We start from the raw sequence: 13,781 nt of genomic DNA on the forward strand, positions 1-13,781 counted from the left end.
TGATGAAAATTTCCCGCAGGCCCCGTCCAGGGCACCTGCTGTCGCAACGCGTTCAGCGTCTTGACAAGCATTTCTCCAGCCCATCTGAATTGCGTGCGATCAAATCAAGCGCTTACGCCACATCAATCATGTAACAGCCAGAAATGGAATCATAGACACTTCGTCGCATCCCGGTTGTACGAATAGTGGCGATAACGAGATCTATTGCGAATCAGGCAGGCGCCGGCCCGGCCCTGCATGGAATTCTGGCCGTGCGCCAGTCGCATATCGGCCTCTCTGTTCAGGAATCGGCAAGCAGACTTCTGCTCGTGCCGCGTTAAAACTTCTGACTATCCAACCATCTGCCAATGACATTGAACTCAGCGATCCCAACACATTCCTATCGGCCCGATATCGACGGCCTGCGCGCGATTGCCGTACTTGCCGTTGTCGCCTTCCACGCCAGCTCACGCATCGTTCCCGGCGGTTTCATTGGCGTGGACATCTTCTTCGTGATTTCCGGCTATCTCATCACCGGGCTCATTGCGAACGGCATCGAGTCCGGCAACTTTTCTTTCACCGAGTTCTACACACGGCGCATCAAGCGCATCTTCCCGGCGTACATCGTCGTCGCGCTGGCCACGCTGGCCGTGTCCACCTACCTGCTCATTCCCAACGATTACATCTTCTACACCACGTCGCTGGCGGCGTCGTGGGCCTTCCTGTCGAATGTCTTCTTCTCCATGCTGAGCTGGGGATATTTCGGACAGCGCACAGAGGAATTTCCGCTACTGCATACATGGTCGCTGTCCGTCGAAGAGCAGTTCTATTTTGTCTTTCCTATCCTGCTGATCTTCCTGTTCCGCTACTCCAGGCGGCATATCGTCTCTGCGCTGCTTTTGCTCGGCCTCCTGTTTGTCGCGATCTCCCAGTTGAAGACAGGCGAAATCAAGTCCTACTTCCTGCTCACCTCGCGCGCACATGAACTGATCATCGGCGCACTCGCCTTCTTCCTGGCGCAGCGGGTTCCCGTCCGGCAGGGTGTCGTGCCAAACGTGCTGGCGACCGTCGGCATGGCACTCATGCTCGGTTCTCTTTTCCTGATCGACCAGGAGACGCCATTCCCCGGCGTCAATTCGCTCTACCCCTGCATTGGTGCGGCGCTGGTGATCTATGCCGGCAGCGCGGATAACGTGATCAAGCCAATCCTCGCCAGCCGCCCCTTTGTCTTTGTCGGCCTGATTTCCTATTCCCTCTATCTGTGGCACTGGCCGATTTTCTCCTTCCTGCGCTATCGCAAGATCGATTTCAGCGTGCCGGTGATCGCTGCCGCCATTGCGCTCGCTTTCGCGCTGGCTTACCTGACCTGGCAATGCGTGGAAAGTCCCATCCGGCGCAACAAGACGATTCGCTTCCGGAAAGCCTTTCTGCAGCTCTATCTCGTACCTGCCGCGGCCTTCATGACGGTCGGCCTGTATTCCTATGTGACGGAAGGCGCGCCGAATCGTTTCTCCAGCGAGATGCGGGATCTCATCTCCAGCTACTCCTTCGAGCGGGATCTGGCGCGAGCCTGCTCGATCCGTGCGGAGGATTATCAGAAGGTCACGATGGCGCACTTAGTGGAGCACTGCGCGTTTGGCGACATGAATCGGAAAAAGGCGGACATTCTGCTGATCGGCGACTCGCATGCGAATCACTTCAAGCCTTTCGTTGAGCAACTGGCGAAGGACGCCGGACTCAAGGCGGTGTTCCATGTACAGGGCGGCTGCTTCCCCACCGATCTTCCGCCGTCAGGGGTGAAGGCCGCCGAGGAGGCATCGACCTGCCAGAAGCGCAACGAGGACCTGCTCGCGCTGGCAGGCAACTTCAAGTACGTGGTCGTCGCCGGCTTCTGGTCTGAGCCGGGCCGTCACTTCGACCAGAAAATTCCGCAGCTCGTCGACAGGATCATGAGAATGGGAGCCACGCCTGTCCTGTTCAAGGACAATCCCTTCTATGAACCCGACCTGTCGCGTTGCATTCTTTATCGCAAGCGCGGCTGGATAACGCCAAACCGCAACTGCAATATTCCCTACCGCTTTGTCGCACAGAGCCAGGCATCGCCGGATGAGATCATCGACAAGGTCAAGGCGGCGAATCCGCAAGTGCTGGTCATCGATCCCAAGCGTGTCATGTGCGACAAGACGGAATGCAAGACCTATATGCAGAACATCGCGCTCTACAAGGACGGCAATCATATCAACGCCAAGGCCGCGGCATTGCTCGGCGAGCGATATATCGTTCTCCAGGGGAATCCCTTCGTCAACTCGCGCGTCCTGCGCGCCGCCGCCACGCCCGTGGCTGGCAAAACGTCCGGCGAGATCTCCCAATAGTCAAAACGTCACGAGCGCACAGGTTCGTGTCAGAGTGGCAGCAGCGGGCCGCACGACATGGGTCGTGCGGCCACGCGTCCGCCGGTGGCAGGACTCAATATCCGGTTATGGAGGTGTCTGCGTGTGAAGCCGGATGGCTTCAGATGGAATGCGCGATGCCGGATTCCGGCACCCATGTGGAGCGGGCAGCAAGTTGTTCGTTGCTCAGCCGGCGGGGCGACGCGATTCTGGAGGCAACATGCTTGAAGAAGACGTCCAGCTCATGCCACGCGTTCAACTGGTCGATCTGCTTCGAGTGTCCCCATAGATGGAAGGTGCCGTTGTTCCTGCACGCATAGTCGAACATTGCGTAGAGCCGGCGAATCCAGTTTTCATGCTGCATGGCCAGCAGCAGTCCGTCAATCCGGTTGTACCAATTGCCCGAGCCGAGGAAGTTGCGCATATAGACCGCTCTGTCATGCGGGTAGAACTGAATGGTGGTCGGCATTTCATAGGGTTTGTTACCGGGGCCGAAACAGAGGTTCATCGTTGTCCTTGCGTAGGTGAAGCCGCAGGCCTTGACCAGTTCAACGTCGCGCGGACAGTAGCGTCCCCCCGGATAGCAGAATCCGTTGACCGGCGCACCAAGCACGTCTTCCAGCTTCCTCTTGCCGTCGTTGATCTGATGGTATGCCTGCCAGATGTCGACTTTTTTCAGGTAACGATGATCGTAGGTGTGCGAACCGATTTCGAACAGACGTCCGAGATCCCGGATCTGCGCGTCGGTCAGGACGGCATCTCCTTCGCAATTCCTGATCGGAATGTAAAACGTGCCGCTCAAACCGTGCTTATGCAGCATCTCGGCCGTTTTCAGGTCAGATGGATGACCATCGTCAATGGAGCAGGTAAACAGAGGTCCCATCGTCAACTCCGGATTATTTCCATGGCTTGCTGCCGAAACCATTCATAGGACAAGGATAAAGTAAAAGAAGTGAATGACATGCCGACACACCCGCCTTACACCAGACGCCGTGCCTTGCTGCTCTCGGCTGCGGCCATGGCGAACCGGCAAGCGTCAACCAGGCCGGCTGCGGCATTGTCGAAGGAATATTCACGCACCAGGTCCAGGCTGCGCCGGGAATATTTTTCGAGGAGTTCCGGCTGCGTCAGCAGTAGCGCTGCGCGGTCCGCCCACAAGTCGGCATCCAGGTCGCATACGAAGCCGTTTTCGCCATTGACTACCAATTCTCCTGCCACGCCTGCATAGGGCGAGACAATGACAGGCAAGCCGGCAGCACAAGCCTCGTTGGCAACCACGCCCCATACATCATCATGCGTGGGGAACAGGAAGATGCGTGCCGAGCGGTACAAGGAGGGCAATTCCTTCTGCTTGGCGAATCCATGGAAATCGCTCTCCACCAGATCGGTCTGCTGCGCCGCCGCGGCTCTCAGCCGTTCTTCTTCGTCGCCGGAACCGACAAACAGCATGTTGACCTTCCGCCCCAGCCGCCTGGCGGTTTCTCTTCCGACACGAAGCGCAAACAGCGGGCCTTTTTCTGCGACGATGCGGCTGCAGAAAATCAGATCATATTTCTTCTCTGTTGGTTCGCCGGCTTGCATGAAAGCATCGTTGTCCGTGCAGAGATACGAGCGAAAGCAGCGCTCGGGCGCGACGCCGTAACTCTCATAAAGAGTGCGGCCACCCAGGCTCGCGGACAGGTAAGCCGACGAGCGCGAGTACACGATGCTACGGATCAGCTTGTGAACCTTGCTCAGCTTTTGCTCGGACACAAAGGTGCCGTCGGTGAGCGGAATGCGCGGTATGCCCTTGATCCACGCATAGCAGAAAGCATAGAGCTGGGTCGGGTTCAAGCCGTCGATCACCACCAGGTCGGGGGCGAAACGCCTGAGTGCGGGAATGACATCCGGATTGTTGTGGATATAGCGCCCGTTGACGGTACTGATCCGATCACGCAGGAAGACATGATCGAATTCAAAGGGCGGCAGATCCCAATGACGGTTCGGTTCTCGCCTGGCGCAGAATATCACTTGCAAGGTAATGCCCGGCGTGCGGCTGACGCGCTGAAACACGGGAAGGCGATATGGCGGCGGCTCGTTGGTAATAATGGCAAGTCTTGTCATGGGTTAATCGTAATGTGTGCAGCGGAACGATAGATGACGTAAATCATGAAAATGGCCGAATGCGGCGGCGTCATTCATCTCACTCAGGAGACGTGATGTCGATCCGTGATCGTGTTCCGTTGATTAATGGAAAAGTTGCCGACAGACGAGGATGTCGGGCACTGATGTGAATTCCTCACCCTATCCTGCAGGTGATGAATCCTTGAGGAGACCACGGTGGCCTCGCAACAGGCAGCAACATAGAAACGCACTCCTCTTCCAGAAAATCCCCCTGCACCCGGCGCCCCGGATTTATCCCGGAAGCGCGCAAGGCGGCGATTCGTTTTAGTTTTCCTGCGGCGATCGGATCAAGGCCCGCCTCCTGCTGCCGAACATATCGGACAGCGATCGCCGCACGATGAACAGGTCCGCGATGAATTCTCTCAGGTGTTTCGAAAGGGAACTGTCGTCATACTTGAGCCAGCATTTGGCACGACGGAAATAGCCCTCCCGCGCAGCCTTCCACGCAAAGTCCGCGTTAAGCAAGACATGCAATCGTGACCGGTACACGTTCACGTTATCGAGGTCGCGCGGCTTGGCGCCGAGCGCGTACTTGTACTCATACCGCCCCCAAAGAAAGTGAAACTCCCTGCCGCCGCGCGCAATGCATTCACACATCGTCAGATAGCAGCAGAGAAAGCCGACCCAATAATCGTCGTATCGCGGGTCGTGCGAAAGCAGGTTGAGGAAATAGTTGTTGCCCGCCTTGAAGCTGACCGCTCCCGCGCATATCTGCCCGTCGATCCTGGCAATACCGACCAGCCCGCATGACTTTGTCAAATCGACGACTTGCCGCGTCTCTTCCTCATCGTAGGTGGACACTACGTTCTTGCCTGCCATGCGCGCGCGATTGAATGCGATCAGTGTGTGGATATCCTTTTCATTCACCTTCTCGCTCTCGCAGACATCGAAGCGGAACGACGGATATGCTCGCAGGAGGCGATCGGTGTAGCGCTTGATGTTGCGCCGGGTGTTTTTCCCCAGACTGGCAAGATATTCTTCCCTCGTCGGCGGCAAAGCGAGGGCGAGGTCTTCAAGCTGGTTAAATCGCTGCAAGGGAAAGCGCGACTTGCGGATGTCGGTCTCAACTGCTTTGAAGGAAATGACATTGAGCGATTCATCCGTGGCGAAGAGGTAGTCAACAAAGCGGCCAAGTTCCTCGCCGCTGATCCTGATCCCCTCGTTCAATACGCGCGCCTTTCCGTTTCGCCGCTCGAACAGGATCAGCGTGCTGATCTTTCCGCTCTTCCGGACGACATACGTGCTGGTATCCTTTCCGGTCCAGCCATAGGTCCTGAATCCGCGCAGGGACGAAAAAATATTGCCGTAGAGACGCTCGATTTCCGGCTCAACGAATGACGGCACCTCATTGTCGTAGCAGGAAATCGTCAGATCGCGATACCTCATGATTGCCGCCGTGGTGATGATCGATAACGAGACAATGCGATGGTCGGTCCGCATCCGGCGGATTGTTGATCATCCAGAACCATTCGTATGACTCAACGCATGAATCGCCGCGCAGGCTGCAGCGCTTGCCGGCCGGCTATGGCCCTCTGGCATTGCATCTCACAGTATCATCCAACGCTCATGCGGTCCTTTGAGGTATTACAACGATAGTCATAGATAGAGCGCATCACGATGGCGTGTACGGCGCGCTCCGGCAACATGCACCGGAAAAACAGGCGACGAAAAAAAGGCCAGCATATGAGCTGGCCTTCCTCGCTGATCAAGCGTCCCCGCTGGCGGGAACGCTGTGCGTTACTTGAACTTCCATGCGCGGACGTAATTGACTTCGTAGGAGTTGGTCTTCCCTTGCGGTGTCGAGTTGTCCGGAGAACCGGATGCGCTGCCGAACCACAGGTCCAGCATGATGTACATCGGATCGCCCATCGTCACGTTCAGCGTCAGCACTTCCTTGCCGTCGAAGTAGTAGGTCTGCTTGTTCGGCTCCCATTTCACAGCGTATTTGTGGAAGCCGGCGGACAGGTCCGTACCGGTATCGAACTGACGCGAGCCAACCAATTGCCCTTCCTGATCACCCTTCCATACGGTCGGCGCATAGGCTTGCGGATGCGAGACGCCGCTGGAATCGGTAAAGCCCCACGGTGCCGCACCGCCTGCGTAGGCTTCCATCACGTCCATTTCAGGGCGGCGGCTGTCGATATGGTTGAACAGCCAGAACGCCGGCCAGGTGCCCTTGCCCTTCGGCAGCTTGGCTTCGATTTCGAAGTAGCCGTAGGTTTGATAGTACTTGCCGTCGGTATCGACCGTGCGGTTGAAGAAGTTGCCATTGCCGTCACGTTGCGGCCAGATCTTCAGCTTGCCGTCTTCGACCGCGAAGTTCTTGGTCGCATTGGACGAGTCATACCACATGTGATCATTCCAAAGGCTGCTGTTGAAGCTGTCGAATTCTTCGGAGAAGGACAGCGAATAGGCAGCTGCATCCTGGCCGAAAGGAGTCTTGGTTTCGGCGGCAGGCGCGGGGGCTGGAACAGCCTCAGGAATAGTAGATGTTGATGTTGATGTTGATGTTGATGTTGATGTTGATGTTGATGTTGTTGTCGATGATGCGGGAGCTGTACCGGTGGCTGCGTCAGTCGCCGCCGCGCCGCCATCAGCGGAAGGAGCATTGGCATTGGCCTTTGCAACTGCTTGCACTTGTGCAGTCGATGCGAGGGTCTGCGTTGTGGATGCATCGGCAGCCGGATCGCCTACGCCACCGCCGCCGCCGCAGGCGAGCAGAACAGTTGTGGAGGCGCAACACAATGCGGAAATCGCGAATCGGTGAAAAGTGATTTTATGCAAAATAGTTCCTCTTTCTTCAGATTGATGATAACCAATAATTCTCGCTAGCAAGTGCCTTTCAGAGCTTGCCCGACGGAAAATGGTTCCGGGAAATATGAAGAAAGCGGGCTTTTTTTGGCCTTTGTAATTTCCTTGACAAGGCTTTCCTTGGCAGCCTGCAAACAAGTTTGCCGACGCAACAAGATTGAAGATGGCAAGCGAAGGGCGGCGGCAGGATGGATTGCATGGACAGAACGGCAAGGTCTTGCTGAAACAGCGTGACTCCACGCGCGCACATCGAACAATTGAAGGCCAATGTCCGTGGCTCTTTTGCACGACATGGCACGTGGGCGCGCGGCGCAATGTCATGGAAAGCGCCATACCGACGGTTGCGCCGGCTTGCTGAGGCGGCATGCAGAGCCCGTCGCGAGAGGGCGTGAGAAAGCAGAACAAAAAAGAAGGCCAGCATGTGAGCTGGCCTTCCTTGCAAGTCAATGCAACACTAGTGTGCGTCCCCGCTGACGGGGACGGCTAGGCATTACTTGAACTTCCATGCACGGACGTAATTGACTTCGTAGGAGTTGGTCTTCCCCTGCGGCGTCGAGTTGTCCGGCGTACCCGATGCGCTACCGAACCACAGGTCCAGCATGATGTACATCGGATCACTCATCGACACGTTCAGCGTCAGCACTTCCTTGCCATCGAAGTAATAGGTCTGCTTGTTCGCTTCCCACTTCACCGCATATTTGTGGAAGCCCGCTGAGAGGTCCATCCCGGTGTCATACTGGCGCGAGCCAACCAGCTGGCCGTCGGTATCGCCCTTCCACACGGTCGGTGCGTAGGCTTGCGGATGAGCAATGCCGTTGGCGTCCTTGAAACCCCACGGTGCAGCACCGCCTGCGTAGGCTTCCATCACGTCCATTTCAGGACGACGAGTGCCGACGTGGTTGAACAGCCAGAACGCCGGCCAGGTGCCCTTGCCTTGCGGCAGCTTGGCTTCGATTTCGAAGTAGCCGTAGGTCTGATAAAACTTGCCATCGGTGTCGATGGTGCGATTGAAGAAATTGCCACTGCCATCACGTTGCGGCCAGATCTTCAGTGTGCCGTTTTCAACCGTGTAGTTCTTGGTCGCGTTGGACGACTCATACCAGATATGGTCGTTCCACAGGCTGGTGTTGTAGCTGTTGAACTCTTCCGAGAAGCTGGAGGTGTACAAACTTGCATCCTGGCCGTACGGTCCGGCAGCGGTTGTCGTCGGTGCGGGTGCAGGTGCGGGTGCAGGTGCGGGTGCAGGTGCGGGTGCGGGTGCGGGTGCAGGTGCAGGTGCAGGTGCAGGTGCAGGAGCCGGGGCTGTGGTGGTTGTCGTTGCCGCATAATCGCAGACCTTGTCCGCACCTGGATACGGATCGCCGAACACTTCGTTCGTGCAGGCGATGGAACCCGTTGCAGTCTTGGTTGCGTACTTTCCATCCAAGCCATAACGTACCTGGGCCGTTCCGGAGAACGAGCATGTACCGCCTTCAGTGGCGCACTGCGTCCATGTCGTTGACGGTGCAGGAGCCGGTGCCGGCGCAGGTGCGGGAGCCGGTGCCGGCGCAGGTGCGGGCGCCGGTGCGGGCGCAGGTGCAGGAGCGGGAGCCGGAGCAGGTGCCGTGGTTGTTGTCGTTGTCGCATAATCGCAGACCTTGTCCGCGCCCGGATACGGATCACCGAACACTTCGTTCGTGCAGGCGATGGAACCGGTTGCGGACTTGTAGGCGTACTTGCCGCTCAAACCATAACGCACCTTCCGCGTTCCGGAAAATGAGCAGGTGCCGCCTTCAACCGCGCAGCGCGTCCAGCTGGTATAACTGGACGTCGTCGTCGCCAGCAGCGTCGAGTCTGCGTTGGCGGAAGTGTCCTGTGTTGCAACGTCTCCAGAGCCGCCGCCGCAAGCAGCAAGCAGCACCGCTGCGCATGCGGACGACAGCGCAGACACCGACAAACGATGGAAAGATAAATTCGACAAGATGGTCCCCTTTTCGGAATGAAATTTACTGATGTGGCTCAGCAAGAATTTCTTCTGAGCATTTCCGATCAGAAATAGTTCCGCGGGGAATCTGCAAAAATGAACTTAATTTTTGTAACTCGCCGTTACAACTTGTCGATCTGTGAAGAATGAAAAATTTGGCACGATGCCGAGTGAGGACGCACTACTTTCGGTTATGCGCGCGCGATGTTGCAAGAAGGACCAAGAGCGCCTGCCAAAACGCTGCTACGCATTTTGACAGGCGCTCTTAATGCTCATTTCAGTAGGAGCGTCTGCAGCTTGCCGAGATGAGCTCTCAGTGCCGAGGAGCGTGCTGCCTGAGCTGCCAGGCCCGCACGTAGCTGACTTCGAAGGCATTCGATTTTCCCTGCGGCGTTGTCTCGTCGGGTTCGCCGCTCGAGCTGCCGAACCACAGATCGACCATGATGTACATCGGGTCCGACATGCGCTCTGCCACTTCCAGCACTTTCTTGCCGTCGAAGTAGAAAGTCTGTCCGTGCGGTTCCCACTTCACCGCATACTTGTGAAACTTGAGGGACAGGTCGGTGCCTGCGTCGAACTGTCGATTTGCGATTGAAATGCCTTCATCGCGCCACACGGTCATTCCATAGGCAGTCGGCCGCGCGACGCCAGCGTCATCGATCATGCCCCAGGGCTCGACGCCACCGGGATAAGCTTCCATGATGTCGATCTCGGGGCGTCGTTTGTCGGGATGCGCAAAGAGCCAAAAGGCCGGCCAGGTCCCCTTCCCGCGCGGGAGCTTCGCCTCGATTTCGAAATAGCCATAGGTCTGCTCGAACTTGCCGTCCGTGTCGAGCGTCCGGTTGAAGAACTTGCCGGACGCATCGCGCTGCGGCCAGATTTTGAGCATGCCGTGTTCGACCAGATAGTTCCTGGTCGGATTGGGCGTCTCGTACCAGGTGTGATCGTTCCAGCGTTGCCTGTCGAAGGTATCGAACTCTTCCGCAAAGGTCAGCACATAGTCCGCGGCATCCTGCCCGAATGGCGACTTGGCGACCGGCTTCGCCGTCTTTTTCGCAACAGGAACGATAGCCGCCAGTGCGTCGCTGTTCACATTCACCTCGTCGCACGCGGCGGAAAAGACAATGGCGAGGCAGGCCGCAAGCAAGGCCGCATGATGAAGATGTTTTCTTACTCGCATGATCGATCCATGAGGATTGTCCCTGAGGCGCTGGCGATGATCACGCGCTCGTCATCGCGTTCAGTGCGTTTCATGAAACCCGTCGGGATTCATGCTCTGCCAGCGCCAGTGATCGGCGCACATTTCAGCGAGCCCTTTCTTCGCGCGCCAGTCGAGCACCCGCGCAGCCTGACTCGGATCGGCGTAGCACACCGCCACATCTCCCGGGCGACGATCAACGATCTGATAAGGTATCGAGCGGCCGCTTGCATCTTCAAACGCACGCACCATTTCAAGCACGCTGTAGCCGCGACCGGTGCCGAGGTTCAGGGTAAAACCCTGCTCGGAGCGGAACAGTTCGGCCAGCGCCGCCACATGGCCGCGCGCCAGGTCGACCACGTGGATGTAGTCGCGCACGCCGGTGCCGTCCGGGGTCGGGTAATCATTGCCGAACACGGACAAGCGTTCGCGTCTGCCGATCGCGACTTGCGCGACATACGGCATCAGGTTATTCGGAATGCCGCGCGGGTCTTCGCCGATCAGTCCGCTGGGATGCGCGCCGGCAGGATTGAAGTAACGCAGCACCCCGATAGCCCACGAGGAGTCGGACTTCTCAAGGTCTTCCAGCACTTGCTCGACCATCAGCTTGGAACGTCCATACGGATTGGTGACGGAGAGCCGCGCCGACTCATTGATCGGCACCGATTCCGGATCGCCATAGACGGTGGCCGATGAGCTGAACAAGAATTTCTTGACGCCGGCATCGCGCAACGCCTGCAAGAGCGTGATCGATCCGGTGACATTGTTTTCGAAATACGCCAGCGGATTCTCGACCGATTCACCGACCGACTTGAGTCCGGCAAAATGGATTGCGGCATCGATGCGATGCGTCTTCAGCAAGGCATTCAATGCCAGCCTGTCGCGCACATCGGCGTCGTAAAACGGGATGAGATGCCCGGTGATTTTCTCGACCCGCTTGAGCGATTCGATGGAGCTGTTGCACAGGTTGTCGAGCGCGACGACCGAGTGGCCGGCCTCGAGGAGTTCCACGCAGGTGTGCGAGCCGATGTAGCCCGCTGCGCCGGTAACCAGAATCGTTTTATGTGTCGTCATGTTGGAGAGTTCCAGAGCCTCGCCGCAGTGGCACCCGCTACGCGGGTGAACTGCTCCTGCGGCAAGACCTCGTTGCCGAAAAAAAGCACCTGCCCGGTGCGGCGCCCGGACAGGTGTTGCATCAATACCGACGCAGCTTCAACTCTCTCTTGGCGGTCTGTCAGGCCGCTTCTTCCGCCAAGTGAAGAGTGGATGTGCGTATCTGCGCAGCGATATGGTCGGACAGCCTGAAGGCCAACGCCGCCAGCGTGATGGTCGGGAAGTTCGCACCCGCGGTCGGAAACACCGAGCTGCCGGCAACGTACAGATTGGACATGCCGTGCACCTTGCAGTCGCGGTCTACCACGCCGTACTTGGGCGAATCGTGCATGCGCGTCGTCCCCATGTGGTGCCACGTTCCTTCCAGGTCCGAAGGCCACTTCTTTCCTTCCATCGGCGGATCGAGTTCAACCTCGGCAACGCCGGTGCGCCGCATTTCTTCGGCCATGATTTCCAGCGTCCGGTCGATCGTGCGTTGCACGTTCCTGCCCAGACGCCAGTCCACGCGAACGCGGTTCATGCCGAGCTGGTCCTTCTGCGACGGCGACAGCATCACGCGGCTGTTCGGATCCGGTTCCGGTTCCACGATGAGCTGGAACTTCACGCCCTGGATCAGCCAGCGCGGCTGGAACAGACGGGTATAGCCGTAGCCGACGGTATCGATCGGATGGGCGAACATGGTCAGGATGTCCTTGGTCAGGCTCCAGTCTTCCTGATCTTTCTGAAGCAGCGCCTGCTTGATCCTGAACAGCGCCTGCGCACCCTCGCTGCCTTCGCCCGGGAAGGTGGAGCAGAACCAGACGCGTGCGTTCAGCAGCTTCTCCTCGCGGAGCACGTCCTCGGTCAAGGCAAACTGATGCGCCACATGTGTACCAAACGCAGCCACAGCCGAATTCATGTAGTGATACTTCACATCGGACAGCTTGTTGCGCGACCATTCCTTGGCCCAGCGGATGTTGCCGACATAGCGCCGTGGATGGTCCATGAAAAAGCGTCCGACCAGATCGTTGCCGTTGCCCAGGCCGCACGGCAAGACCTTGTTCGATGCCAGCAGCAGACGCGGATTTTCAATGCCGCCGGTCGCGACGATATAGTATTTCGCGGACACTTCCATGTACTTGCCGGTCAGCGTGGCAACCTGGATGCGCGTCACCGTGTGTGCCGACCTGTCCGTATCGATATTCGTCGCGTTCGCATACAGGAACACGCGAATGCGATCCGAGCGTTTCAGCGTTTCGCGATAGAGCTTGCCCATCCGCGCGGGCGGGCTGAACTGCGAAATGGTATCGCGCACCTTGCCTGTCACCAGCGGCAGTCGCCGCACGTCGGGACGGCCGATCGAGCGCTCCCAGAATTCCGGGTCGTAGTTGTTCGGGCCGAGCTTGAGCAGCGAGTGGGTGCGGTCATAGTAAGGCAGCAGTTCATCCAGGCTGAATGGCCAGCCGCTGTACGGAATCCAGTCCCGCTGTTCCAGGTCCCACGGGTCCAGCGGACGGCACCATCCACCCCAGCAATTGCTGCTGCCGCCGAGAAAACGGCTGCGGCTGCCGTCGGCAAAGTTGTAGCGCCATTCGCCCACATCTTCGCCGCGGTAGAGGTCGCGCGTGCCGTCGTCCGGTGAGAACCCACCGCTTTCGAGAAGGCAGACGTCGATCCCCTGCTTGTCCAGCTCCATTGCGAGCGTGATACCCGCAACGCCTGCGCCAATAATGCAGACAGTGGCCTGAACCGCAGTACCTTGTTCAACTCGTCGCGTATCGATAAACATTTTTCTTCTTCTTCCCTCGAGTGAAAAAAATCGCCTGAAAGTCGTGAATTCCGTTACGTCACCGCCGATTTCAAACCTCTTTGAAAATAGGCCTTTTCCGCGGAGACGTTTTGATATACGTTAGAGAATGTCCGTTCGTCCGTGGAAAGACCGCACGGCATCACGCGCCTGTCAGAAATCGAGCACCGCATCGGGCTTGCAGGCAAGGATGGCGCGCCGGAATTCCTCCTGGATGCGCTTCAATGCCTGTGCCGATTCGCCCTCGAAGCGCATCACCACCACCGGCGTGGTATTGGACGAACGCGCCAGCCCGAATCCATCCGCATACTCCACCCGCAAGCCGTCGATCGTGACGATGTTCTGTGCTTCCGGGAAGCGCGCCTCCTGCTGCAGCTT

9 protein-coding genes and 1 pseudogene are annotated in these 13,781 nt (G+C 57.9%); 1 reads left to right on the plus strand and 9 read right to left on the minus strand.

Annotation, left to right across the window (positions count from 1 at the left end):
- Positions 1 to 347: 347 nt before the first annotated feature.
- Complete coding sequence (locus E6W33_RS25580) at positions 348 to 2,351, plus strand: acyltransferase family protein (RefSeq protein WP_136420203.1); 2,004 nt, start codon at positions 348 to 350, stop codon at positions 2,349 to 2,351.
- Positions 2,352 to 2,490: 139 nt separating this feature from the next.
- Here E6W33_RS25580 and E6W33_RS25585 read toward each other — a convergent pair whose 3' ends face one another.
- From E6W33_RS25585 to E6W33_RS25630, 9 genes and pseudogenes are all read right to left on the minus strand, one after another.
- The gene (locus E6W33_RS25585) at positions 2,491 to 3,252 is read right to left on the minus strand and encodes a polysaccharide deacetylase family protein (protein WP_136420204.1); all 762 of its coding nucleotides are present in this window, start codon (positions 3,250 to 3,252) and stop codon (positions 2,491 to 2,493) included.
- A gap of 95 nt (positions 3,253 to 3,347) precedes the next feature.
- Positions 3,348 to 4,472, minus strand: coding sequence for a glycosyltransferase family 4 protein (locus E6W33_RS25590; protein ID WP_136420205.1), 1,125 nt, complete (start codon positions 4,470 to 4,472; stop codon positions 3,348 to 3,350).
- A 324-nt stretch (positions 4,473 to 4,796) separates the two neighbouring features.
- The gene (locus E6W33_RS25595; protein ID WP_136420206.1) at positions 4,797 to 5,918 is read right to left on the minus strand and encodes a GNAT family N-acetyltransferase; all 1,122 of its coding nucleotides are present in this window, start codon (positions 5,916 to 5,918) and stop codon (positions 4,797 to 4,799) included.
- Positions 5,919 to 6,269: 351 nt separating this feature from the next.
- Positions 6,270 to 7,316, minus strand: a complete 1,047-nt coding sequence (locus E6W33_RS27695) for a glycoside hydrolase family 16 protein (protein ID WP_247869793.1) — start codon at positions 7,314 to 7,316, stop codon at positions 6,270 to 6,272.
- A gap of 517 nt (positions 7,317 to 7,833) precedes the next feature.
- Positions 7,834 to 9,303, minus strand: a complete 1,470-nt coding sequence (locus E6W33_RS27700; RefSeq protein WP_247869794.1) for a glycoside hydrolase family 16 protein — start codon at positions 9,301 to 9,303, stop codon at positions 7,834 to 7,836.
- 316 nt (positions 9,304 to 9,619) lie between these two features.
- Complete coding sequence (locus E6W33_RS25615; protein WP_247869795.1) at positions 9,620 to 10,486, minus strand: glycoside hydrolase family 16 protein; 867 nt, start codon at positions 10,484 to 10,486, stop codon at positions 9,620 to 9,622.
- A 60-nt stretch (positions 10,487 to 10,546) separates the two neighbouring features.
- Positions 10,547 to 11,578: a UDP-glucose 4-epimerase GalE gene (gene galE, locus E6W33_RS25620; protein WP_136420210.1), complete on the minus strand. Its 1,032-nt coding sequence runs from the start codon at positions 11,576 to 11,578 to the stop codon at positions 10,547 to 10,549.
- 160 nt (positions 11,579 to 11,738) lie between these two features.
- Complete coding sequence (locus tag E6W33_RS25625; RefSeq protein ID WP_136420211.1) at positions 11,739 to 13,385, minus strand: GMC family oxidoreductase; 1,647 nt, start codon at positions 13,383 to 13,385, stop codon at positions 11,739 to 11,741.
- Positions 13,386 to 13,556: 171 nt separating this feature from the next.
- Positions 13,557 to 13,781 (minus strand): annotated as a pseudogene (locus tag E6W33_RS25630) (phosphomannomutase/phosphoglucomutase); the annotation flags it as partial.

Source organism: Herbaspirillum sp. ST 5-3 (assembly GCF_004804275.1).
Classification (GTDB): Bacteria; Pseudomonadota; Gammaproteobacteria; order Burkholderiales; family Burkholderiaceae_D; genus Noviherbaspirillum.

Excerpts from the sequence above, each read along its gene's own strand:
- E6W33_RS25580 (WP_136420203.1), top strand. The coding sequence starts at position 348 with ATGACATTGAACTCAGCGATCCCAACACATTCCTATCGGCCCGATATC.
- E6W33_RS25585 (WP_136420204.1), bottom strand. The coding sequence starts at position 3,252 with ATGGGACCTCTGTTTACCTGCTCCATTGACGATGGTCATCCATCTGAC.
- E6W33_RS25590 (WP_136420205.1), bottom strand. The coding sequence starts at position 4,472 with ATGACAAGACTTGCCATTATTACCAACGAGCCGCCGCCATATCGCCTT.
- E6W33_RS25595 (WP_136420206.1), bottom strand. The coding sequence starts at position 5,918 with ATGAGGTATCGCGATCTGACGATTTCCTGCTACGACAATGAGGTGCCG.
- E6W33_RS25615 (WP_247869795.1), bottom strand. The coding sequence starts at position 10,486 with ATGCGAGTAAGAAAACATCTTCATCATGCGGCCTTGCTTGCGGCCTGC.
- galE (WP_136420210.1), bottom strand. The coding sequence starts at position 11,578 with ATGACGACACATAAAACGATTCTGGTTACCGGCGCAGCGGGCTACATC.
- E6W33_RS25625 (WP_136420211.1), bottom strand. The coding sequence starts at position 13,385 with ATGTTTATCGATACGCGACGAGTTGAACAAGGTACTGCGGTTCAGGCC.